The sequence below is a fragment of the Noviherbaspirillum sp. genome (assembly GCF_035627455.1).
In the GTDB taxonomy this organism is placed as follows: Bacteria; Pseudomonadota; Gammaproteobacteria; order Burkholderiales; family Burkholderiaceae_D; genus Noviherbaspirillum.
This window is the reverse complement of the sequence record NZ_DASPLS010000098.1, coordinates 1-23,286: the sequence shown is the minus strand read 5'-3', so window position 1 is coordinate 23,286 and position 23,286 is coordinate 1. Positions and strand designations below refer to the sequence as shown.

Here is a 23,286-nt window from a genome sequence, read left to right as displayed (position 1 = left end):
TTCATCCTGCCGGTGCCCGGCAAGGACCTCGCCGGCGTGATTTCCTACCGCGACATCCAGGATACGAATGCGATGATAGCGGCCGCGCGGCAGCACAGGCACGCGGTCGTGATCGGCGGCGGCCTGCTCGGCCTGGAAGCGGCCAACGGCCTGAAGCTGCGCGGGATGGATGTCACCGTGGTGCACCTGCCGGCCTGGCTGATGGAGCGTCAGCTCGACCCGGCCGCGGCCCGGATGCTGCAGAAGTCGCTGGAAGACCGCGGCCTGAAGTTCCTGCTTGATAAGAACACAAAGGAACTCGTCGGTGACGAGGACGGGCGGGTAAAAGCGATCCGCTTTGCCGACGGACTGGAAGTGCCGGCCGAACTGGTGGTGATGGCGGTCGGCATCCGGCCTAATACCGCACTGGCCGAATCCGCAGGCCTGTTCTGCAATCGCGGCATCGTGGTCAACGACACCATGCAGACGTACGACCCGCGCATCTACGCCGTCGGCGAGTGCGTGAACCATCGCGGCACCGCCTACGGCCTTGTCGCGCCGCTGTTCGAGATGGCCAAGGTCTGCGCGAACCACTTGGCCAACTTCGGCATCGGCCGTTACCAGGGATCGGTGACATCGACCAAGCTCAAGGTCACCGGCATCGACCTGTTCTCCGCCGGCGAATTCATGGGCGGCGCAGGCACCGAGGAAATCGTGCTGTCCGACCCGATCGGCGGCGTCTACAAGAAACTGGTGATCAAGGAAGACAAGCTGGTCGGCGCCTGCCTTTACGGCGACACCGTCGACGGCAGCTGGTACTTCAAGCTGCTGCGCGAAGGCCGCAACATCAGCGACATCCGCGACACGCTGATGTTCGGGGAATCGAACCCGGGGCGGCCGGGCGACTCCGGCCACGAAGGCTTCACCAGCGCCGCGGCGATGCCGGACGATGCCGAGGTATGCGGCTGCAACGGCGTGTGCAAGGGCGCCATCGTCAAGGCGATCAAGGAAAAGGGCTTGAACACGCTGGACGATGTGCGCAAGCACACCAAGGCTTCGGCCTCCTGCGGTTCCTGCACCGGCCTGGTCGAGCAGATCATCGTGGCGACCGCGGGCGGCGATTACTCCGCCTCGGGCAAGTCCAAGCCGGTGTGCGGCTGCACCGACTACAGCCACCAGGAAGTGCGCGATGCGATCAGGGTCAACAAGCTGCTCTCGATCCCGGACGTGATGAAGTTCATGGAATGGCGCACCCCCGACGGCTGCGCGACCTGCCGGCCGGCGCTCAACTATTACCTGATCTCGAGCTGGCCGCATGAAGCGAAGGATGACCCGCAATCGCGCTTCATCAACGAGCGCGCGCATGCCAACATCCAGAAGGACGGCACCTATTCGGTGATTCCGCGCATGTGGGGCGGCGAAACCAGCGCCTCCGAGCTGCGCCGCATCGCCGACGTGGTGGACAAGTTCAACATCCCGACGGTGAAGGTCACCGGCGGCCAGCGTATCGACCTGCTCGGTGTGAAGAAGGAAGACCTGCCGGCGGTGTGGAAGGAGCTGGACATGTCCTGCGGCCACGCTTATGCGAAGGCCTTGCGTACCGTGAAGACCTGCGTGGGCTCCGAATGGTGCCGCTTCGGCACCCAGGATTCCACGCTGATGGGCAAGCAGCTGGAGCAAACGCTGTGGCGCATGTATGCGCCGCACAAGGTCAAGCTGGCGGTATCCGGCTGTCCGCGCAACTGCGCCGAATCCGGCATCAAGGATGTCGGCGTGATCGGTGTCGATTCAGGCTGGGAAATCCATGTCGGCGGCAACGGCGGCATCAAGACCGAAGTCGCGCACTTCTTCGTGAAGGTGAAGACGCACGAGGAAGTGCTGGAGTATTCCGGCGCCTTCCTGCAGCTGTACCGGGAAGAAGGCTGGTACCTGGAGCGTACGGTGCATTACATCTCGCGCGTGGGACTGGATTACATCAAGAAGAGGGTGCTGGAAGACGCGGAAAACCGCAGGGCGCTCCATGAACGCCTGCTGTTCTCGCTCGACGGCGAGCCCGACCCGTGGCACGAAAAGGACAAGGCGCAGGTCGATACGCGCCAGTTCGAGCCCTTGAACGCGTGACGACGGGACTTGGGGAGACTCGGTTTTTGTTGAAAGGAACGACCATGAACCTCTACCTGTCCGCCGTCGTACTGACCATCGCTGTCACCGTGTCCATCGTCGGCAGTTGCATCCTGAACGGATCCGCGACACGGGCCGCACCGGACAACATCATCCAGCCAAAGTAAAAGGGAAGCACATGACGCAACAATGGAAAGCCATCTGCAAGGTCGCAGACATCCCCGTGCCCGGCGCACGCGTGGTCGCGCGGACAGCGAAGCCCGGCGTGACTCCGCCGGATGTCGCGATCTTCCGCAACAGCGAAGACAAGGTATTCGCGCTCGTCGACCGCTGTCCGCACAAGGGCGGGCCGCTGTCGCAGGGTATCGTGTTCGGCGAACGCGTCGCCTGCCCGATGCACAACTGGAACATCGAGCTCGCCTCCGGCAGCGCGGTGGCGCCCGACGTCGGCTGCGCGCAGCGCTTCAGCGTCAAGGTGGAGGATGGCATGGTCTATCTCGACGCTGCGGAACTCAATTGCCTGGCAATCGAGGTCAAGGCTGCATGAATGCGTTACGCGAATCCAGGGTCACCTGCTGCTACTGCGGCGTCGGCTGCGGCGTCATCGTACAGAGCGACGGCGAGCGGATCACCGGCGTGCGCGGCGACCCGGAGCACCCGGCCAATTTCGGCCGGCTCTGCACCAAGGGCAGTACGCTGCACCTGACGGCCAGCCCGGTGCTGCAGCAGCAGGCGCGCGCCTTTCGTCCGGAGATGCGGCTGGCGCGCGATGGAGCACGCGAACAAGTGTCGTGGGATGCCGCGCTGGATTTCGTGGCGCAGAAGTTTGCCGCCACCATCCGCGAGCACGGGCCGGACAGCGTCGCGTTCTATCTCTCCGGCCAGCTGCTGACCGAAGACTATTACGTCTTCAACAAGCTGGCGAAAGGCCTGGTCGGCACCAACAACATCGACACCAATTCGCGGCTGTGCATGTCGAGCGCGGTCGCCGGCTACAAGCAGACGCTCGGCGCGGACGCGCCGCCGGCCTGCTACGAAGACATCGACCATGCCGACCTGATCTTCATCGCCGGTTCCAATACCGCGTACGCGCATCCCATCCTCTACCGTCGCATCGAAGAGGCGCGCCGGAAAAGGCCGGCGCCGAGGATGATCGTGGTCGATCCGCGCCGCACCGATACCGCGCGTGACGCCGACCTCCACCTGCCCATCCTGCCCGGCACCGACGTCGCGCTGTTCAACGGCCTGCTGCACATCTGCCTGTGGGAAGGCTGGATCGATGAAGCGTACATCGACGCGCATACCGAAGGCTTCGACGACCTGAAGCGCACACTGCGTGAATATACGCCGAAGCATGTGGCCGAGACCTGCGGCATACGCGAGGAAGACCTGCTGCAGGCGGCGCGCTGGTTCGGCCAGGCGAAGGCCGCGCTTTCCCTGTATTGCCAGGGGCTGAACCAGTCCGCGTGCGGCACCGACAAAAACGCGGCGCTGATCAACCTGCACCTGGCGACGGGACAGATCGGCAAGCCGGGCGCCGGCCCGTTCTCGCTGACCGGCCAGCCGAACGCGATGGGCGGGCGGGAAGTCGGCGGGCTGGCAAACCTGTTGCCGGCGCATCGCGACATGGCTAACCCGACACATCGCGCCGAAGTCGCCCGGCTGTGGGGCGTGGAGGAGATTCCCGCGGCGCCGGGCAAGACTGCGGTGGAGATGTTCGAGGCGATCCGCAGCGGGGAAATCCGGATTGTCTGGATCGCCTGCACCAACCCGGCGCAATCGCTGCCTGACCAGAAGCTGGTGCGGGAGGCGTTGCGCAAAGCCGAACTGGTGATCGTGCAGGAAGCGTACCGGACGACCGCGACCGTCGATTACGCCGACGTGCTGCTGCCCGCCACTACCTGGGGCGAGAAAGAGGGCACGGTGACCAACTCCGAGCGGCGCATCACCCGGTTCAAGCCGGTCCTGCAAAAGCCTGCCGAAACCCGGCACGACTGGGAAATCGCCGTGGACTTGGCGCGCCGGCTGGAGCGCCTGGCAGGAAGGGCGGGCAGCATCTTTCCGTACCGCAGTGTGGAGGAAATCTGGAACGAGCACCGGGAATCAACGCGCGGGCGCGATCTCGACATCACCGGCCTGTCCTACCGCATCCTGGAGGAGCGCGGCCCGCAGCAATGGCCGTATCCGGAAGGCGCAAGCGAAGGCAGGAAGCGCTTGTATGAGGGCGGCATTTTTCCTACGGCGAGCGGACGCGCGAAGTTCGCCGACACCGTCTACCGGCCGGTTGCCGAACCGGTCGATGCGCGCTTTCCGTTCCGGCTGACCACCGGACGCCTGCGCGACCAGTGGCATGGCATGAGCCGTAGCGGCACCGTGCCGCAACTATTCGCGCACGCGCCGGAACCGGCGGTCATCATGGCCAAGACCGACATGGAGCGCCGCCTGATCGGCGACGGCGACCTGGTGCACGTGACCAGCAGGCGCGGCTCGCAGATCCTGCCGGCGCGCGCGGGCGACGACATCCGCCCCGGGCAGGCCTTCATCAGCATGCACTGGGGCGAGGAATACCTGTCCGGGCGCGGCAGCGACGGCGGCGGCAGCTACGGCGTCAACATGCTGACCTCGCCGGCGTTTTGCCCCGCCTCGAAGCAGCCGGAACTCAAGCATGCGGCGGTGAAGATCCTGAAAGCGGAACTGCCGTGGCGCTCCCTGGTGTTCGGCTGGGTCGATCCGCCGCAGGCGATCGCCTTGCAGGTGTCGCTGCGGCGCTTCATGCGGCGTTTCGCGTTTGCGTCCTGCACGCTATTTGGCCGCGAACAGGCCGGCGTGCTGTTCCGCGCGGCCGACGACTATCCGGCCGACGCCGCGCTGATGCGGGAAATCGAAGCGGGTTTCGGTATCACCGGCGCCGATGTGTTGCGCTATGACGATGCGCGGCGCGGCAATTCGCGCCGCATCCTGGTGCGCGACGACAGGCTGGAGGCGGTGTCGCTTGCCGGCGATACCGCCGCCGAGCACTGGCTGAAGGCATACCTGGAAGCCGGGCAGCCGGTCGCCGCGCTCGGGCGCCTGCTGCTGATGCCCTCGGCAAAGCCGCCGCAGGGATTCAAGGCGCGCGGACGCATCGTATGCAACTGCCTGAATGTTGCGGAAAATGAAATTGACGATGCGCTCACAAGGCAGGACTGGATCAACCACGGCACGCCCGATGCCGCGCTGGCTGCGCTGCAGGGCGGGCTGAAGTGCGGCACCAGCTGCGGCTCCTGCGTGCCGGAGCTGAAGCGGCTCATTCTGACCCGCGTGCCTTCGGCGCGCGCGGCGTGAGCGGAAAACAGGCTGCAGGCCTTGTTGCAATGAAGCACGCGCCGGCGCGACCGAGGATCCGGAGTGCTGGCGCGAGTAACGGATGGATTCGATCGCACGGGACGCCCGATGGGGGCGAAGGGTTTACAATATCGATCCCTTTGTCCGTCCAACCCGCAAACGATTCCTATGGCCGTCAATCTTCCGCTTCCCATCGCCGCCAACCTGAAACCCGTCGCCGGCATCGAGCTCGGCTTTGCCGAGGCCGGCATTCGCAAGGCCAACCGCAAGGACTTGCTGGTCATGAAGCTCGCGCCGACGGCAACCGTGGCCGGCGTCTTCACGAAGAACCGTTTCTGTGCCGCGCCGGTACAGCTGTGCAAGGCCCATCTGGAAGGCGTGCGCCAGTCCGGCACCCCGATCCGCGCGCTGGTGGTCAATACCGGCAATGCGAACGCCGGCACCGGCGAGCCGGGCCTGGCGAACGCGAATGCCACCTGCGCCGCGCTGGCCGAACTGCTCGGCTGCGCGCCGGCGCAGATCCTGCCGTTCTCGACCGGCGTGATCCTCGAGCCGCTGCCGGTGGACCGCGTCAAGGCGGGGCTGCCGCAAGCGATCGCGAACCTGAAGGCGGACAACTGGTACAACGCGGCGGAAGCGATCATGACCACCGACACCCAGCCCAAGGCGGCGTCGCGCACCGTGACCATCGCCGGCAAGACCGTCACGCTGACCGGCATCAGCAAGGGCGCCGGCATGATCAAGCCCAACATGGCGACCATGCTCGGCTACCTCGCGCTGGATGCGAAGGTCGCGCAGCCGGTGCTGGACCAGCTGGTGAAGGAAGCGGCGGACAAATCCTTCAACTGCATCACGATCGACGGCGATACCTCGACCAACGATTCCTTCATGCTGATCGCGACCGGCGCCGGCGCCCTCGAAGTCAGCGACACCGGGTCGCCGGAGTATGCTGAACTGGCCGCGGCGGTGATCGAGGTGTCGCAGCAGCTGGCGCAGATGATCGTGCGCGACGGCGAAGGCGCGACCAAATTCATGACGATCACGGTGGAAGAGGGCGCCTCGGTGGAGGAGTGCCGCCGGATCGCCTACTCGATCGGCCACTCGCCGCTGGTCAAGACCGCGTTCTACGCGTCCGACCCCAACCTCGGCCGCATTCTTGCGGCAATCGGCTATGCCGGCGTGGACGACCTCGACGTCGGCAGGATCAACCTCTACCTCGATGACGTCTGGGTCGCAAAGAACGGCGGGCGCAATCCCGACTACAAGGAAGAAGACGGCCAGCGCGTGATGAAGCAGAGCGAGATCACGATCCGGGTGAAGCTCGCGCGCGGCAGCGCGGCGGCGACGGTCTGGACCTGCGACCTGTCGCATGACTACGTGAGCATCAACGCCGACTACCGTTCCTGACATGACGCAACTTGACCAATTCCTGGAGCGCGCGGAAGCGCTGCTGGCGCGCGTCGAAGCCTTCCTGCCGCACGCGCCGCAGTCGATCGACTGGAATGCGGCGCATGCGTTCCGTTGGCGCAAGCACGCCAGGGGCGGCCGCGGCTACCTGCAGCCGGTGGCGCACATCGCGCGCATCGCGTTTTCCGACCTGCATAACATCGAGCGCCAGAAGGAACAGATCGAGCAGAACACGCGGCAGTTCGTCGCCGGCCGGCCGGCCAACAATGTACTGTTGACAGGCGCGCGCGGCACCGGCAAGTCCTCGCTGATCAAGGCCTGCCTGAACCAGTTCGCGGACCAGGGACTGCGGCTGATCGAAGTCGACAAGGACGACCTGTGCGACCTGCCCGACATCGTCGACCTGGTGGCCGGACGGCCGGAACGCTTCATCCTGTTCTGCGACGATTTGTCGTTCGAGGAAGGCGAGAGCGGCTACAAGGCGCTGAAGGTGGCGCTGGACGGCGGTATCACCGCGCAGTCGGACAACGTGCTGATCTATGCGACCTCCAACCGGCGCCACCTGATGCCGGAACGCATGTCCGACAACGCCACCTATGTGCACACCGAGGACGGCGATCTGCATCCGGGCGAAACCGTGGAGGAAAAGATTTCGCTGTCGGAACGCTTCGGCCTCTGGGTGTCGTTCTATCCGTTCAAGCAGGATGACTATCTCGATATCGTCGCGCATTGGCTGCGCCATTTCGGCTGTGACGCGGCGCAGGTCGAGCAAGCGCGCGCCGACGCGCTGCGCTGGGCGCTGCAGCGCGGCTCGCGCTCCGGTCGCGTCGCCTGGCAGTTTGCAAAGGACCACGCGGGCAAGCTCCGGCAGGGGGCATAAGGTGGCGCACGCTCCTGCCGCACCCATCGACGTTGCCGTCGGCATCCTGATGAAGCCGAACGGCGACGTGCTGCTCGGCCAGCGCCCGGAGGGCAAGCCCTACGCCGGCTACTGGGAATTCCCGGGTGGCAAGGTGGAACCCGGGGAGTCCATCCTCGATGCGCTCAAGCGCGAATTCGTCGAGGAACTCGGCGTCGAGGTGCTGACGGCCGAGCCGTGGTGCGGCGTCGAGCATGTCTATCCGCATGCGCACGTGCGCCTGCATTTCTATATCAGTCGCAATTGGCGCGGCGAACCGCAGAGCCTCGAGGGACAGGCTTTCGCATGGCAGGGCAGCCTCGGCGTCGAGCCCTTGCTGCCGGCAACGATCCCGCTGATCGCGTGGCTTGACCAGCTTCGCTACCCCGCCTGACGCTTTTCCTTCGAAAGCGTATCGTTTTAAATACGGTGTACTATATTGTATACACCCGTGTGCCGGTGCGGCTTTTCGCCTGGTTTTACGGGTTTTTGAGGCATCCGACCGGTCCTTTTGTATCGAATCGTGTACACTTCGCCCGGGCTGGCTTCGGCTTATTGTCTTAAGTATTTGATTTGTAAAGACTATTCCTGCTGGCACAACGGTTGCTATCCCTTCTCCGACGCTCTTTCGCCGGCACTGCCCGCACGGCGGCAACGAGCGAAATCGAGAGGCGCAAGACGCGCACTGGACAAGGAGAGAGAGATGCTGATCGGCGTACCCAAGGAGATCAAGAACCACGAATACCGTGTCGGCCTGACGCCGGCCAGCGTGCGCGAGCTGACCGCGCGCGGCCACCAGGTCATCGTGCAGAAGAACGCCGGCAGCGCGATCGGCCTGGCCGACGAGGCGTATCTTGCTTCCGGCGCCGAACTGGTCGACACCGCGCAGGAAATCTTCGCCCGCGCGCAAATGATCGTAAAGGTCAAGGAACCGCAGCCGCAGGAATGCGCGATGCTGCGCGAAGGCCAGATCCTCTACACCTACCTGCACCTTGCTCCCGATCCGGCGCAAACCGCGGCGCTGGTACAGTCCGGCGCGACCTGCATCGCGTATGAAACGATTACCGGCCCGGGCGGCGGCCTGCCGCTGCTGGCGCCGATGAGCGAAGTTGCCGGCCGCATGGCGATCCAGGCCGGCGCTGCGCACCTGGAAAAATCCCGCGGCGGCATGGGCTTGCTGCTGGGCGGCGTGCCTGGCGTGGAAGCCGGCCATGTGGTGATCATCGGCGCCGGCGTGGTCGGCACCAATGCGCTGCAGATGGCCGTCGGCGTCGGCGCACGGGTGACGGTGCTGGACAAGAATGTCGACCGTCTGCGCCAGCTCGACCTGGTGTTCGGCAACCGCATCAGCACCCTGTATTCCAGCGCCCAGTCGCTCGAGGAGGCGGTGCTTTCCGCGGACCTCGTCGTCGGCGGCGTGCTGGTGCCGGGGGCCGCCGCGCCCAAGCTGGTGACGCGGGACATGATTTCCCGCATGAAGAAAGGGGCGGTCGTAGTCGACGTCGCGATCGACCAGGGCGGCTGCTTCGAGACCTCGCGCCCGACCACCCATGCGGAGCCGACCTTCGTCGTCGACGGCGTGGTGCATTACTGCGTCGCCAATATGCCGGGCGCTGTCGCCCGCACCTCGACCTTCGCACTGAACAACGCCACCATCGGTCATGCGCTGGCGCTCGCCGACAAGGGCTCGCGACAGGCGCTCAAGGACAATCCGCACCTGAAGAACGGCCTCAATGTCTGCGGCGGAAAGGTGACCTACGAAGCGGTCGCGCGTGACCTCGGCTACGACTACGTGGCGCCCGAGGCCTTGCTGAGCTGAATTTCCTGCGGCCGCCCGCCAGTGGCCGCATATCCCGTTTATCCAAAAGAACCCGCGCCGCCGGCGGCGCTTCGTACCTGAAAGGGCATCGTCTTGAAAATCGTCGTATTGGGCAGTGGTGTGATCGGCACCGCCTCCGCGTATTACCTGGCACAGGAAGGCCATGAAGTCACCGTAGTCGACCGTCAGCCCGGCGCCGGCCTCGAAACCAGCTATGCGAACGCCGGCGAGGTATCTCCCGGCTATTCCGCACCCTGGGCCGCGCCCGGCATTCCGGTCAAGGCGCTGAAATGGCTGCTGATGCGCCACAGCCCGCTGGTGATCCGCCCGAGCGTCGACGCCGACATGTGGCGCTGGGTATTCCAGATGCTGATGAACTGCACCGCGGCGCGCTACGAGACCAACAAGGGGCGCATGGTGCGCCTGGCCGAGTACAGCCGCGACTGCCTGATCGCGCTGCGCGAGCGCACCGGCATCAGCTATGACCACCGCACCCAGGGCACGCTGCAGCTGTTCCGCACGCAAAAGCAGCTCGATGCGGCCGCCAGCGACATCGCCGTGCTGCAGCGCTACGGCGTGCCGTATGAGGTGCTCGATCCGGCCGGCTGCATCCGCGTCGAACCGGCGCTTGCGCATGTGCGCGGCAAGTTTGTCGGCGCCTTGCGCCTGCCCGGCGACGAGACCGGCGACTGCTTCAAGTTTACGCAGCAACTGGCGGCGATGGCGGAGCAGGCCGGCGTCGTGTTCAAGCACGGTACCGCGATCGAACGCCTGGTGGCCGACGAGCGCAAGATCGTCGCGGTGCGGACCTCCGCCGGCGACCTGAAGGCTGATGCCTATGTGCTTGCGCTCGGCAGCTACTCGCCGCTGCTGGCGAAGCAGATCGGCATCCGCATCCCGGTCTACCCGATCAAGGGTTACTCGATCACCGTGCCGATCCATGACGCGGCCTATGCCCCGGAGTCGACGGTGATGGACGAGACCTACAAGGTCGCGATCACCCGCCTGGGCGACCGCATCCGGGTCGGCGGCACGGCGGAAATCGCCGGCTACGACCTCGCGTTGCGCAACGCCCGCCGCGAAACACTGGAGCATTCTGTGGTCGACCTGTTCCCGCGCGGCGGCGATGTGGCGAAGGCGGAGTTCTGGTGCGGCCTGCGGCCGATGACGCCGGACGGCACCCCGGTGGTCGGCCCGACGCCTTACCGCAACCTGTTCCTCAACACCGGTCACGGCACCCTTGGCTGGACCATGGCCTGCGGCTCGGGCCGGGTGCTGGCGGACCTCGTCTCGGGCAAGCGCCCGGAGATCGACATGGAAGGACTGTATATGGACCGCTACGGCAAGGCCAACCGCCCGATTGCCGTCCCGCAAGAGGTTCGTGCATGAACGCGCGCGCCGGGGATGCCTTCGCCATTCCGGAGTTCATTCTCGGCGACCGCCAGCTGCACGTTCGCTTTGCCATGGCGATCGAGCTGCTGGCACGCATTGTCATGGCCAATCCGCGGCCGCTGACGACGGCTGCGCTTTCCGAGGCGCTCGGCCAGCCGCCGCGCGCGGTCCGGCAGTTGCTGACAAACCTGCAGCGGGCAGGCCTGCTGCAGCAGGACGAGCGTAACCGGGATAGCTGGTCCTGCTCGTGCGAACCCGGAGCCATCACCCTGGCCGACGTGTATCGCAGCGTCGCCGCCGCGCAGGCCGAGACTTCCCGCAAGAAAAAACAGGAGCCGGTGGCAGCGGGCGACATGCGCGGCGGCGCGCAGCAGAGCGTGGAGCTGCTGCTGATGCAGGCCACCATGGCAATCAATCAGGTCGTGCTGCAGCACCTGCAAGCCTTCGACCTTGGCCGGCTGAGCGCCCTGAAGTCCCCGGCGTTGCCATTCCCGGCGCCGCGACGCGCCTATAGCTGACTATTGTCCTGCCTTCCCGGTACGGGTAAAGTGCCGAGGGTACGTACCGGCCGCCATGGCCGGTTTCCTTTGCCTGTCATACCGAGGAACACTCCAGGGCCATGCGGATAGATGTCCAGTTCGCCGACCGTGTCGGCATCGCGCACGAAATTCTCGCCGTACTGGCCCGCCGCAACATCAATGTGGTGGCGGTCGAGGTCGATTCCTCCGACGTCTTCATCGACATTCCCGAACTGACAGAAGCGTTGATGCCGCCGCTGCGCGAGGATTTCCTGCGGGTGGCCGGCGTGCGCGATGTGAAGGTGGTGGATGTGCTGCCCGGCGCGCGTCGCCGCCTGCACCTGGACACCCTGATGGCCGTCATGGCCGACCCGGTGATGGCGGTCGACGCCGAAGGCCGCATCGTCGCGGCCAACGCCGCGGCGGCGGCGGTCGCCGACTTGAGCGAGAGCGAGCTGCACGGGAAGACGCTTGCCGAGCTGTTCGGCGAAACCGGTCTGCAGGCCGAGCTGCTCGAAAGCGGGTTCCGTGCGCCGTCGCGCGAAGTGCGGCTGCACGGCGAGCCCTTCCTGCTCGAAGTCGCGCCGGTGTCGGAGCCGGTCGATTCGGCGTTCGGCCATACCGTCGGCGGCGTGATCACCCTGCATGCGCCGCGCCGCCTGGGCGGGCGCATCCATGCGCTTCAGCATGGCGGCGGCGGCTTCGATGAAATCATTGGCGAATCCGAACCGATCCGGGCGCTGAAGGCACGCGCCGCCCGCGTCGCGGTGGTCGATGCGCCGCTCCTGATCGCGGGAGAGACCGGCACCGGCAAGGAACTGGTGGCGCAGGCCTGCCACGCCGCCAGCCCGCGCAGCAGCGCGCCTTTCCTCGCGCTTAATTGCGCCGCGCTGCCGGAAAGCCTGGCCGAGAGCGAGCTGTTCGGCTATGTCTCCGGCGCTTTCACCGGCGCCCAGCGCGGCGGCAAGCCGGGCCTGATGGAAATGGCCGAGGGCGGCACCGTCTTCCTCGACGAGATCGGCGAAATGTCGCTCTACCTGCAGGCCAAGCTGCTGCGTTTCCTGAATGACGGCAAGTTCCGCCGCATCGGCAGCGACCGTGAAATCAAGGTGAGCGTGCGCATCATCAGCGCCACCCACCGCAACCTGCGCAAGATGGTGGCCGAAGGCAGCTTCCGGGAAGACCTGTTCTACCGCCTGAACGTGCTGCAGCTCGAGGTGCCCGCGCTGCGCGAGCGTCCGGACGACATCCTGCTGCTGGCGCGCCATTTCATCGAACGCGCCTGCGCGCAGGCGCAAAAGCCGATCTGCCGCCTGAGCGCTTCGGCCTGCGCCGCCCTCGTGGCCAACGCCTGGCCGGGCAATGTGCGGCAGTTGCAGAACGTGGTGTTCCGCGCGATCACATTGACCGACAAGCGCGTGCTGGATGCCGAAGACCTGGACCTGGCGGAAGGCAGCATCATGACCGCCGAGTCGGCGGCACAGGGGCAGGAAACGGATGACTGGGAAACCTCGGTTGCGGCGTTCGAGCGGGCGCTGCTGGAGCGGCTCTATCCGCAGCATCCGTCCAGCCGCAAGCTGGCCGCGCGCCTGAAGACCTCGCATTCGATGATCGCGAACAAGCTGCGCAAGTACCGGATACCCGGAACGGACAAATAAGTCGGGAAGTCAGTGCGGAAAATCGTCATCCGCATCCTTGGGCGGATTGACGGCAGGGATGCTGTATTTCCCCTCCGCCCAGGCGCCGAGGTCGATCTGCTTGCAGCGCTCGGAACAGAAGGGGCGGAATTTGTTTTGTTCGGTCCATTCGACCTTCTTGCCGCATGTCGGGCAATCCACCACGGTGGCCATGATGCTCTCTAAAAATTACACAGGGTCAGCTCGAAAGGTACATCGTTCTCGAAGGACTTGGGCTTCATGTCGCCGTCCTGCAAGGTGAAGCGTACCCACAGCATGTACTTGTTGGCCGACATTTCCGGGATTGCGCCCAGCTGCTCGTCGATTCCCAGGCGCAGCATCTGGTAGACCTTGCCCTGCAACATCTGCTGGTAGCTGCCGGCGACCGCGATGGTCTTGGTCGAGCGCCCCGATTCGCGCAACAGCTTCAGCACGACGCTGATCGCATCGAACAGCGGCACCAGCGGCGCGAACCAGGATGAAATGTCGTTGAAACGCTGCTGCGGCGAACGGTGCTGCCATGCATAGTAGGACGGCAGGTCGAATTCGCAGGCGCCGCCGGGAATGATGGTGCGGCCGCGGATGCTCATCAGCCATTCATTGTCGCGGATGTTCTGCCCGGTCTTGCCCTGCGCGCCCATCAGCGCCGCCAGGCTGCGGTCGACGTCCGACAACACCTCGTCGAGGCGGTCGGAGGCGACATTCGGATTGGACTTGAAGCCGAGCAGCGTCTGCTTCTGCCGCTCGAGTTCCTGCAGCAGGTCGGATTTCAGGTCCGCCCGCCCGGCCACCTCGAGCATTTCGAAGATGGTCGCCAGCGCGATATGGTGTTGCTGCGGATGCTCCTGATGCAGGAAAAAGATGAACTTTTCGTAAAGATCTTCCAGCCGCAGCAAAGTGCGAATACGCTCGTTGAAAGGGTATTCGTAGATGATCAAAATGGCGTCCCTTTAGCGCAATAAAGGTTGGGCTGGAAATAATTATGTGATTCTGAACGAAGCTCTGAAAAATTACAAATATTGCAGGTCAAAGCTTCGGTACATTTACGGGCAGCGCCCGCGTGCGTCATGCATCGCCGGCCGCCAGGCCGGCATAAAACGCATGCATTCTGTCCACCTGCGGCACCAGCGCCAGTGCATCGCCGTCGTTATCGATGACATCGTCCGCTGCATCCAGGCGCTGCTGGCGCGTCGCCTGAGCTGCCATGATCGCGCGCACCTGCGCTTCCGGCAGCGCGCTCCTGCTCATCACGCGCCGCACCTGGGTCGCTTCGCTGCAGTCGACCACCAGCACCCGGGACACCCGCTGCTTCCAGCTGCCCGACTCCACCAGCAGCGGCACCACGAACACCAGGTAACTGCCCTGCGCAGCCTGTGCCGCGCGTTCGGTTTCGATCCGGATCAGCGGATGCAGGATGGCTTCCAGCCGCGCCTTGGCGGCCGGTTCGGCAAACACATACGCACGCATCTTCGCGCGGTCCATCGCACCTTCCGGCGTCAGGAAGGCGTCGCCGAACTGCGCGCGGATGTCGGCAATCGCGGCACCGCCGGGCGCGGTCAGGCTGTGCGCGATCAGGTCGGTGTCGATGACGGACGCGCCGCGCGCGGCGAGCATGTCGGCGACGGTCGTCTTTCCGCTGCCGATGCCGCCGGTCAGCCCGACCGAAAACCTGCGTGCCGTGCCGTCGTTCGCGCTCATGTCAGACCGGGAATCCCAGATAGGCCTGTGCCATCTGCTTGCCATAGAGCAGGGCGATCAGCCCGGCGGCGGCAAGGTAGGGGCCGAACGGGATCGGGTTGTGCCGCCCGTGCCGGGCAAACAGGATCAGTGCGATGCCGACCGCCGCGCCGACCAGCGAGGACAGCAAAACGATGACCGGCAGCATTTTCCACCCCAGCCAGGCGCCGAGCGCCGCCAGCAGCTTGAAATCGCCGTAGCCCATGCCTTCCTTGCCGGTCACCAGCTTGAACAGCCAGTACACCGCCCACAGGCTGAGGTAACCGGCGGCGGCGCCCGCCACCGCGTCCGGCAGCGGCACGAAGGTGCCGTTCAGGTTCACCAGCAGGCCGGCCCACATCAGTGGCAGCGTCAGGTCGTCCGGCAGCAGCTGGGTGTCGGCGTCGATGAAGGTCATGGCGATCAGCATGTACGCAAACAGCAGGGTCGCGAGCCCGGCCAGGCCGCTGCCGAAGCGCCAGACGAGGAGGGCGGACAGCGTGCCTGTGATCAGTTCGACAATCGGATAGCGGATGGAGATCGGCGCCTTGCACTCTATGCATTTTCCGCGCAGGAACAGATAACTGAGGACAGGAATGTTTTCCAGCGCGCTGATCTGATGGCCGCAATGCGGGCAGGCCGAGCGCGGCACCATCAGGTTATAGCGGTCGGTATGCGGCAACGGCTTGCCGCTTTCCTCCGCCACGTAGTTATCCGATTCGCGCTGCATCATCTTTGGCAGGCGATGGATCACGACGTTCAGGAAGCTGCCGATCAGCAGACCGAAGACGGCGGCGAACAGGGTCGGGACGAGGCTCTGGGGCGGTGCGGCGAAAATAGTATCGAGCATCAAACCACCGCGCCCAGCTTGAAAATCGGCAGGTACATCGCGACCACAAGGCCGCCGATCACCACCCCGAGGATCGCCATGATCATCGGCTCCATCAGGCTGGACAGCGATTCGACCGCGTCATCCACTTCCTGTTCGTAGAAATCCGCCACCTTGCTCAGCATCTGGTCCAGCGCGCCGGATTCCTCGCCGATCGCGACCATCTGCGTCACCATGTTGGGAAACACGCCGGCGTTGACCATCGCGGTGGTCAGGCTGGTGCCGGTGCTGACTTCGGTCTGGATCTTCTTGGTCGCATCCATGTAGATCGAGTTGCCGGAAGCGCCGCCCACCGAATCCAGGGATTCGACCAGCGGGACGCCGGCGGCGAACATGGTCGCCAGCGTGCGGGTCCAGCGCGCGATCGTCGCCTTGCGGATCACCGGTCCGAACACCGGCGCCTGCAGCAATGCCTTGTCCATCGCGCGCTGCACCTTGAGCGATCGTCTCCAGGACTGGAAGAACAGGTAGAGGCCGCCGAAAATCGATCCGAAGATGATGTACCAGTATTTGACGAAGGCGTCCGACAAGGCCATCACGAACAGCGTCGGCGCCGGCAGGTCGGCGCCGAAGGTCGAGAATACATCCTTGAACGCCGGCACCACCCAGATCATGATCACCGAGGTCACCACGAAGGCGACCACCAGCACCGAGATCGGATAGAACAATGCTGACTTGATCTTGCCCTTGATCGCCTGGGTTTTTTCCTTGTAGACCGCCAGGCGCGTCAGCAGGTCCTCGAGAATGCCCGCCTGCTCGCCGGCCGCGACGAGGTTGCAGAACAGGTTGTCGAAGTACAGCGGGAACTTGCGGAAGGCCTGGTTCAGGCTGGAGCCGGTCTCGATGTCGGTCTTGATATCCTGCACCAGCTTGGCGACCGAGGGGTTGGAGTGGCCCTTGCCGACGATGTCGAAGGATTGCAGCAGCGGTACGCCGGCCTTCATCATCGTTGCGAGCTGGCGCGTCAGCAGCGTGATGTCGGCATCGGTGATCTTCCTGCCGGTATTGAAGGACTTCTTCTTGACCTTCGTGACCATGATGCCCTGGCGGCGCAGGGTCACGTTGACGATGGTTTCGCTGCCGGCGCGCAGCTCGCCCTTGACGACCTTGCCGCCCTTGTCCTTGCCTTCCCAGGCGTAGATCGTTTCCTTGACTGCAGCGTTTGCCGCGGATTTGCCGGCGGTTGCCATGTTCGTCCCCTAATTAAGCATTGGTGCAGCCGAGCACTTCTTCCAGGCTGGTCAGCCCCGCCTTGACCTTGACGAGACCTGCCTCGCGCAGGGTTTTCACGCCGTCGCTCCTGGCCTGCGCCTCGATTTCAAGTGCAGTGCCGTGCGCCAGGATGATGCGTTCGATTTCTTCGGAAATGGGCATGATCTGGTAGATGCCGACCCGTCCCTTGTAGCCGCTGCCGTTGCAGCGCTCGCACCCGACCGCCTTGTAGGGCATCCAGGTGCCGTCCAGTTCTTCTTCCTTGAAGCCGGCTTCGATCAGTGCCTCGTCCGGAATCACCGCCGGCTGCTTGCAGGTGCAGAGCCGTCGCGCCAGGCGCTGCGCGGTGATCATGATGACCGACGAAGCGATGTTGAACGGCGCCACGCCCATGTTCATCAGGCGCGTGAGGGTCGACGGCGCATCGTTGGTATGCAGCGTCGAGAACACCATGTGCCCGGTCTGCGCCGCCTTGATCGCGATGTCGGCGGTTTCCAGGTCGCGGATTTCCCCGACCATGATGATGTCCGGGTCCTGCCGCAGGAAGGCTTTGAGCGCGGCGGCGAAAGTCAGGCCGGCGCGGTCATTGACGTTGACCTGGTTCACGCCGGGCAGGTTGATTTCCGCCGGATCTTCCGCGGTCGAAATGTTGATGCCGGGCTTGTTCAGGATGTTCAGGCAAGTGTACAGCGACACCGTCTTGCCGGAGCCCGTCGGTCCGGTCACGAGCACCATCCCGTAGGGGCGCTCGATCGCCTTGAGCAGCAGTTCCTTCTGGTCAGGATCGTAGCCGAGCGCATCGATGCCCATCTGCGCCTGCGACGGATCGAGAATACGCATCACGATCTTCTCGCCGAACAGCGTCGGCAGCGTGCTGACGCGGAAATCGATCGCCCGGTTCTTCGATACCACGAGCTTCATCCGGCCGTCCTGCGGCACACGCTTTTCCGAGATGTCGAGCTTGGAAATCACCTTGATGCGCGACGCCAGCTTTTCCTTGATCGCCAGCGGCGGCTGCGCGATTTCACGCAGCACCCCGTCGATGCGGAAGCGGATGCGGTAGAACTTTTCGAACGGCTCGAAGTGCAAGTCGGACGCGCCCATGTTGATCGCGTCGAGCAGGATCTTTTGCAGGAAGCGCACCACCGGCGCGTCGTCGATGTCCGGCGTTACCGCTTCGGCCGCCGACGTCGGCGAACCCAGGTCTTCTTCGCTGAAGTCGATGTCGGAATCGTCGCCGATCAGTTCATCCAGGTTCTGTTCGGCGCTCTGCGAGAGCTTTTCGATCAGCTGCAGCAGCGCGGGATGCTCGACGATCACCGGCTCGACCGTCATTTCCGTCTGGAACTTGATCTGATCCAGCGTATGGGTGTTGGTGGGGTCGGAGATTGCTACCGACACCTTGTTGCCGCGCTTGGCGAGCGCAATCACGCGCTCCTTCTGCATCAGCTTCGCGTCGATGACATTTTCGGGAAGGAAGCTTGGACTGAATGCGGAAAAATCCAGCAGCGGATAGCCGAAGGTGTCGGAGCAGAACGTCGCAAGCGCGCGGGCATCGATGCTGGCGCTGCCGAGCAGCACATCGATGAACGGGACCTTCTCAGCCTGCGATTGCTTGTGCAGCGCCTCCGCCTGCTGGGCGGACAGCCGCCCGGCCTGCACCAGGGCGCGTGCAAGGCCGGACATCGTCGTGCTGGTCGCCTGATTGGGGAGTACTGCCGCCATGTGGATTTAATAAGCCGGAATTCTGGTCAGAATCGTCCAAGTTGCATCAGATAATGCCTATAGGCATCTGATTTGTAAAGGTATTGTGACAAACAGTCATCATCTGCAGCATGTGCTGTTACCTGGTTGAAACGCTGCTGCGTTATTTGATGCAGGAAGGATACGAAAACGTCAGGTCTTGATCAGCCTGACAATCTTGATAGCCTGGTTCAGCACCTGGACGATCTCCACGATGCAGCCTTCCATCTTGACGCTGACGTTTGCTTCGGGGATATCGCGCAGCTCTTCCAGCAGCAGGCCGTTCAGGGTTTTCGGGCCGTCGAGCGGGAATTCCAGCTTGAGGTGCTTGTTGATGTCGCGCAGCGTGGTAGCGCCCTCGATCAGGCATACGCCGTTCTCATCCCAGTCAAAACCGTCCGCGCGCGCCGCGCCCGGCATGGACGTGGTGAATTCGCCGATCATTTCTTCGATGATGTCTTCGAGTGTCACCAGGCCCTGGATCTCGCCGTATTCGTCGACGATGATTCCCATCCGCTCATGGTTTTCCTGGAAATACTGAAGTTGCGTGAACACGCCCGTATCTTCGGGAATGAAGTACGGCGGCGCCAGCAGCGCGCGGAAGTCCTCCGCCGTGAGCGCTTCCTGGCGGCCGAGCAGCGTCATCGCCTTGCGTACGTGGAGGATGCCGACGATACGGTTGATTTCGCCTTCGTACACCGGCAGCTTGTTGTGGTAGCAGGTCGCGAGCTGGTGCAAGATCTCGTCCGGCGGCGCCGACAGGTTCAAGGCCTCGATCTGCGCGCGCGGCGTCATCACGTCCTCGACCGAAATCTGCTCGAGGTCGAACAGGTTGAGCAGGATGCTCTTGTGCTTTTGCGGAATGAAATTGCCGGCTTCGAGCACGAGGGAGCGCAGTTCCTCCGGCGAGATCGCGCGGTCGGCGGTTTTTTCGGCGACGCGCAGCAGGCGCAGCAAGCGCTTGACGATGAGATTGGTGGTCCATACCAGGGGATTCATCACGACCATCAGCACCCGCAGAATGGGGGCGACCAGCAGCGCGATGCGTTCCGGGTAGGCGGCGCCGATGACTTTCGGTGTGATCTCGGAGAAGATGATGATGGCGAACGAGACGGCGGCCGACGCAATTGCAAGTGCATACTTGCTTTCGCCGAAGTAGTAGATCGCGAAGGTTGCCGCCAACGCGGACGCCGCGGAATTGACGAGGTTATTCCCGAGCAGGATCACGCCGAGCAGGCGCTCCGTTTGCTCGAGCAGGCGCAGCACCAGGCGTGCACGGGCGCTGCCGGCGGACGCCAGATGGCGGATGCGGTAACGGCTCAACGCCATCATCGCCGTTTCCGAGATTGAAAAGAAGCCAGATAAGAATAAGAGAAAGATCAGCCCGAGTATCTGGGCCCACAAGGGAACGGCATCCAAAGGGTCACCGTAATGAAGACTGCATACAGGAAGTCTGCATATGCAAGTTGGTCGGGGTGAGAGGATTCGAACCTCCGGCCTCTACGTCCCGAACGTAGCGCTCTACCAGGCTAAGCTACACCCCGAATTGGGCCATCGCCAGACGGGAAACCCGTCAGTGATTGCGATGAACCGCGAAAGCGCATAATTGTAGCAGAGAATCCTTGAAAACGCTAACCGGCATCGAAGAAATTGCATTTGCGGCGCGTTCGGCCGCTTTTTCGGCAGCCTGCTTGGTGTAATCAAGTGCGCCGGAGCCGGTGATTGCTTTCAGGATTTCATCGAAATGCTGCTCGTCGCCGTTCTCGATACAGGCGCGCACCAGTTCGCGTTGGGCAGGGGTGCCATGCTGCATCAGGTAAATCAGCGGCAGCGTCGGCTTGCCTTCGCGCAGGTCGTCGCCGACATTCTTGCCGATATCGGCCGCGTTGCCGGAGTAGTCGAGCACGTCGTCGATCAGCTGGAATGCGGTGCCGAGCGAGCGCCCGTATTCAGCGGCGGCTTCGATTCCCTCCTCCGGGGCGCCGGCGATCAGCGCACCGAGCTGGGCCGCCGCCTCGAACAGCTTTGCGGTCTTGGAGCGGATCACCTGCAGATAGCGTTCTTCCGTCACATCCGGATCATGCATGTTCAGCAGTTGCAACACTTCGCCTTCCGCGATCACATTGGTCGCGTCCGCAAGGATTTGCATCACCCGCATGTTCTTTACCGAGACCATCATCTGGAAGGCACGCGAGTAGACGAAATCGCCGACCAGGACGGAAGCTGCATTGCCGAACAATGCATTGGCGGTCTTGCGCCCGCGGCGCAGGGAGGACTCGTCCACCACGTCGTCATGCAGCAGCGTCGCGGTGTGGATGAATTCAACGACCGCCGCCAGGTCGTGGTGATGCGTGCCCCGATATGCGTAAGCGTTCGCGACCAGCAGCACCAGCACCGGCCGGATGCGCTTGCCGCCGGCGCTGATGATGTACTCGGCGATCTGGTTGACCAGGGGAACGTCGGAATACAGCTGGCGGCGGATTACCGCATTGACCGCGTCCATGTCGGCGGCGATCGGCTGGATGATGGTGTTCTGGCTGGCGGGTTGGAGGGCTGCGGACAAGATAAGACCTGCAAAATCATGAATTTCGTGAATTATACGCTGACAAGGGGTCGCTGCTGCCCGGGATCTTTCCGGTTAAATCGCCTGAAATTGACGAGGCCGGCAGGTTTTCGGCGGATTTGACACAAGCTTTGACCGTGAAGTTAAGTCCATGTATAATCAGGGGTTTTCCCGATTCGGTCTGGCTGTAATCGAGGCGATTCAGGAAGAAAAAGTTCTTTCATATATTTTCGATGAGGTTTCACATGTACGCGGTCATAAAAACCGGCGGCAAACAATATAAGGTTGCTGCTGGCGAAAAACTCAAAGTAGAACAGATACCGGCTGACATTGGTTCCGAAATCACTCTCGATCAAGTGCTCGCAGTGGGCGCTGGTGACAGCATCAAGTTTGGTGCTCCGCTGGTCGATGGTGCCAAGGTCCAGGCCAAGGTAGTGGCGCATGGTCGCCACGATAAGGTGAAGATTTTCAAGATGCGCCGCCGCAAGCACTATCAGAAGCGCCAGGGTCATCGCCAGAACTACACCGAATTGCAAATCGTCTCGATCAACGCGTAATACGTGATCGGGTTAAACGGATACCAAGGAGTCTGAAATGGCACACAAAAAAGGCGGCGGCACTACGCGCAACGGTCGCGATTCCGAGTCGAAACGGCTGGGCGTCAAGGTTTACGGCGGCCAGACCATCAATGCAGGCGGCATCATCGTGCGTCAGCGCGGCACCCGCGTGCACGCTGGCGAGAACGTCGGCATGGGCAAAGACCACACCCTGTTCGCTCTGATCGACGGCAAGGTGCAGTTCACTACCAAGGGCCCGATGCAGCGTCACACTGTGATCGTCGTGCCGGCCTGATGCGTCACTGACACAATAGCAAGGCAAAGGCGAAAGCCTTCCACTAAAAGGCTCTGCCGATGGTAGGGCCTTTTTAGTTTTCAGCAGCGTTTTTCTCTCGATCCTGGCCATTTTTGGCGGCAAATTATGAAGTTCATCGACGAAGCAAAAATTGAAGTCATTGCCGGTGACGGCGGCAACGGCGTTGCGTCGTTTTGCCGCGAAAAATTCCGGCCTTTCGGCGGGCCCGATGGCGGCGACGGCGGCAAGGGCGGCAGCATCTGGGCGATCGCCGATCGCAATATCAACACGCTGGTCGACTACCGCTATTCCAAACTGCACAAGGCGCGCAGCGGTGAAAACGGGCGCGGCTCGGATTGCTACGGCAGGGGCGCGGACGACATCGAACTGCGCATGCCGGTCGGGACCCTGATCTCCGATTACAACACCGGCGAGATCATCGCCGACCTCACTGAGCATGGGCAGCGTGTGCTGCTCGCCAAGGGCGGCGAGGGCGGCTGGGGCAACATTCACTTCAAAACTTCAACCAATCGTGCTCCGCGCCAGAAGACCGACGGCAAGCCGGGTGAAAGGCGCGAGCTGAAACTGGAGCTGAAGGTGCTGGCCGATGTCGGCCTGCTTGGGATGCCGAATGCCGGCAAATCGACTTTCATCACCGCAGTCTCGAATGCGCGTCCGAAGATTGCCGATTATCCGTTTACCACGCTTCATCCCAATCTCGGCGTGGTTCGTGTCAGCCACGAGAAGAGCTTCGTGATCGCGGACATCCCCGGCCTAATCGAGGGTGCGGCCGAGGGCGCCGGACTCGGCCACCAGTTCCTGCGCCACCTGCAGCGCACCCGCGTGCTGCTGCATATCGTCGATCTTGCACCCTTCGACGACAAGGTCGACCCGGTGAAGGAAGCCAAGGCGATCGTCAAGGAACTGAAAAAGTACGACGAATCGCTTTTCGACAAGCCGCGCTGGCTGGTGCTGAACAAGCTCGATATGGTTCCCGAGGACGAGCGCAAGAAGCGTGTCAAGGACTTCACCAAGCGATTCGGCTGGAAGGGACCGGTATTCGAGATCTCCGCGTTGACGCGCGAAGGCTGCGAGGAGCTGATCATTGCAATTTACGAATATTTGGCAGAGCAGCGGCAACAGGAACATCGCGCAAATGAAACACAAATGGCAGAAG

General features: G+C 63.3%; 22 protein-coding genes and 1 tRNA gene. 14 read left to right on the top strand and 9 right to left on the bottom strand.

The features are described 5' to 3' along the window. The 11 genes from nirB to VEC01_RS18905 all read left to right on the top strand — a co-directional run. Positions 1-2,100 (top strand): nitrite reductase large subunit NirB (nirB, locus tag VEC01_RS18955; RefSeq protein ID WP_324902475.1); only part of this gene is annotated, 2,100 nt, incomplete at its 5' end. Between the two features lie 44 nt (positions 2,101-2,144). Beyond that, positions 2,145-2,267 (top strand): hypothetical protein, encoded by a 123-nt coding sequence (locus tag VEC01_RS18950; protein WP_324902474.1) that lies wholly within the window; start codon positions 2,145-2,147, stop codon positions 2,265-2,267. A gap of 11 nt (positions 2,268-2,278) precedes the next feature. Next, entirely contained in the window at positions 2,279-2,647 is a 369-nt protein-coding gene (nirD, locus tag VEC01_RS18945; RefSeq protein WP_324902473.1) for a nitrite reductase small subunit NirD, read from the top strand. Next, complete coding sequence (locus VEC01_RS18940; protein WP_324902472.1) at positions 2,644-5,424, top strand: molybdopterin-dependent oxidoreductase; 2,781 nt, start codon at positions 2,644-2,646, stop codon at positions 5,422-5,424. Before nirD ends, VEC01_RS18940 begins: the two co-directional genes overlap by 4 nt. 168 nt (positions 5,425-5,592) lie before the next feature. Next, positions 5,593-6,831, top strand: a complete 1,239-nt coding sequence (gene argJ, locus VEC01_RS18935; RefSeq protein WP_324902471.1) for a bifunctional glutamate N-acetyltransferase/amino-acid acetyltransferase ArgJ — start codon at positions 5,593-5,595, stop codon at positions 6,829-6,831. 1 nt (position 6,832) lies between these two features. Beyond that, complete coding sequence (locus tag VEC01_RS18930) at positions 6,833-7,711, top strand: ATP-binding protein (protein ID WP_324902470.1); 879 nt, start codon at positions 6,833-6,835, stop codon at positions 7,709-7,711. A gap of 1 nt (position 7,712) precedes the next feature. After that, positions 7,713-8,123 carry an NUDIX domain-containing protein gene (locus tag VEC01_RS18925; protein ID WP_324902469.1) on the top strand — a complete coding sequence of 137 codons (411 nt, stop codon included), beginning with the start codon at positions 7,713-7,715 and terminating at the stop codon, positions 8,121-8,123. Positions 8,124-8,432: 309 nt separating this feature from the next. Further along, a complete protein-coding gene (ald, locus tag VEC01_RS18920; protein ID WP_324902468.1) occupies positions 8,433-9,548 on the top strand; it encodes an alanine dehydrogenase in 1,116 nt (371 codons plus the stop codon). Positions 9,549-9,641: 93 nt separating this feature from the next. After that, positions 9,642-10,937 (top strand): D-amino acid dehydrogenase, encoded by a 1,296-nt coding sequence (locus VEC01_RS18915; RefSeq protein WP_324902467.1) that lies wholly within the window; start codon positions 9,642-9,644, stop codon positions 10,935-10,937. Beyond that, positions 10,934-11,458 carry an Rrf2 family transcriptional regulator gene (locus tag VEC01_RS18910; RefSeq protein ID WP_324902466.1) on the top strand — a complete coding sequence of 175 codons (525 nt, stop codon included), beginning with the start codon at positions 10,934-10,936 and terminating at the stop codon, positions 11,456-11,458. The genes VEC01_RS18915 and VEC01_RS18910 overlap by 4 nt, the downstream gene beginning before the upstream one ends. Positions 11,459-11,559: 101 nt before the next feature. Then, on the top strand, positions 11,560-13,116 hold the full coding sequence (locus VEC01_RS18905; protein ID WP_324902465.1) for a sigma-54-dependent transcriptional regulator: 1,557 nt from the start codon (positions 11,560-11,562) through the stop codon (positions 13,114-13,116). Between the two features lie 9 nt (positions 13,117-13,125). Here VEC01_RS18905 and yacG read toward each other — a convergent pair whose 3' ends face one another. The 9 genes from yacG to ispB form a co-directional block, all read right to left on the bottom strand. Beyond that, on the bottom strand, positions 13,126-13,308 hold the full coding sequence (gene yacG, locus VEC01_RS18900) for a DNA gyrase inhibitor YacG (protein ID WP_324902464.1): 183 nt from the start codon (positions 13,306-13,308) through the stop codon (positions 13,126-13,128). Between the two features lie 8 nt (positions 13,309-13,316). After that, positions 13,317-14,072: a cell division protein ZapD gene (gene zapD / locus VEC01_RS18895; RefSeq protein WP_324902463.1), complete on the bottom strand. Its 756-nt coding sequence runs from the start codon at positions 14,070-14,072 to the stop codon at positions 13,317-13,319. Positions 14,073-14,199: 127 nt separating this feature from the next. Next, positions 14,200-14,832 carry a dephospho-CoA kinase gene (coaE, locus tag VEC01_RS18890; RefSeq protein WP_324902462.1) on the bottom strand — a complete coding sequence of 211 codons (633 nt, stop codon included), beginning with the start codon at positions 14,830-14,832 and terminating at the stop codon, positions 14,200-14,202. Position 14,833: 1 nt separating this feature from the next. After that, complete coding sequence (locus VEC01_RS18885) at positions 14,834-15,700, bottom strand: A24 family peptidase (protein WP_324902461.1); 867 nt, start codon at positions 15,698-15,700, stop codon at positions 14,834-14,836. Further along, the gene (locus VEC01_RS18880) at positions 15,700-16,929 is read right to left on the bottom strand and encodes a type II secretion system F family protein (RefSeq protein WP_324902460.1); all 1,230 of its coding nucleotides are present in this window, start codon (positions 16,927-16,929) and stop codon (positions 15,700-15,702) included. The genes VEC01_RS18885 and VEC01_RS18880 overlap by 1 nt, the downstream gene beginning before the upstream one ends. 13 nt (positions 16,930-16,942) lie before the next feature. Further along, entirely contained in the window at positions 16,943-18,676 is a 1,734-nt protein-coding gene (gene pilB / locus VEC01_RS18875; protein WP_324902459.1) for a type IV-A pilus assembly ATPase PilB, read from the bottom strand. 171 nt (positions 18,677-18,847) lie between these two features. Further along, positions 18,848-20,113 carry an HlyC/CorC family transporter gene (locus tag VEC01_RS18870; protein ID WP_324902458.1) on the bottom strand — a complete coding sequence of 422 codons (1,266 nt, stop codon included), beginning with the start codon at positions 20,111-20,113 and terminating at the stop codon, positions 18,848-18,850. 48 nt (positions 20,114-20,161) lie between these two features. After that, a tRNA-Pro gene (locus VEC01_RS18865) sits at positions 20,162-20,238 on the bottom strand. A gap of 29 nt (positions 20,239-20,267) precedes the next feature. Beyond that, positions 20,268-21,257: an octaprenyl diphosphate synthase gene (gene ispB / locus VEC01_RS18860; protein WP_324902457.1), complete on the bottom strand. Its 990-nt coding sequence runs from the start codon at positions 21,255-21,257 to the stop codon at positions 20,268-20,270. 245 nt (positions 21,258-21,502) lie between these two features. Here ispB and rplU point away from each other — a divergent pair, with 245 nt between their 5' ends. The 3 genes from rplU to cgtA form a co-directional block, all read left to right on the top strand. Further along, positions 21,503-21,814, top strand: a complete 312-nt coding sequence (rplU, locus tag VEC01_RS18855; protein ID WP_324902456.1) for a 50S ribosomal protein L21 — start codon at positions 21,503-21,505, stop codon at positions 21,812-21,814. 37 nt (positions 21,815-21,851) lie between these two features. After that, entirely contained in the window at positions 21,852-22,109 is a 258-nt protein-coding gene (gene rpmA / locus VEC01_RS18850; protein WP_324902455.1) for a 50S ribosomal protein L27, read from the top strand. 126 nt (positions 22,110-22,235) lie between these two features. Beyond that, positions 22,236-23,286: Obg family GTPase CgtA (gene cgtA / locus VEC01_RS18845; RefSeq protein ID WP_324902454.1), on the top strand; the 1,051-nt coding region annotated here is incomplete at its 3' end.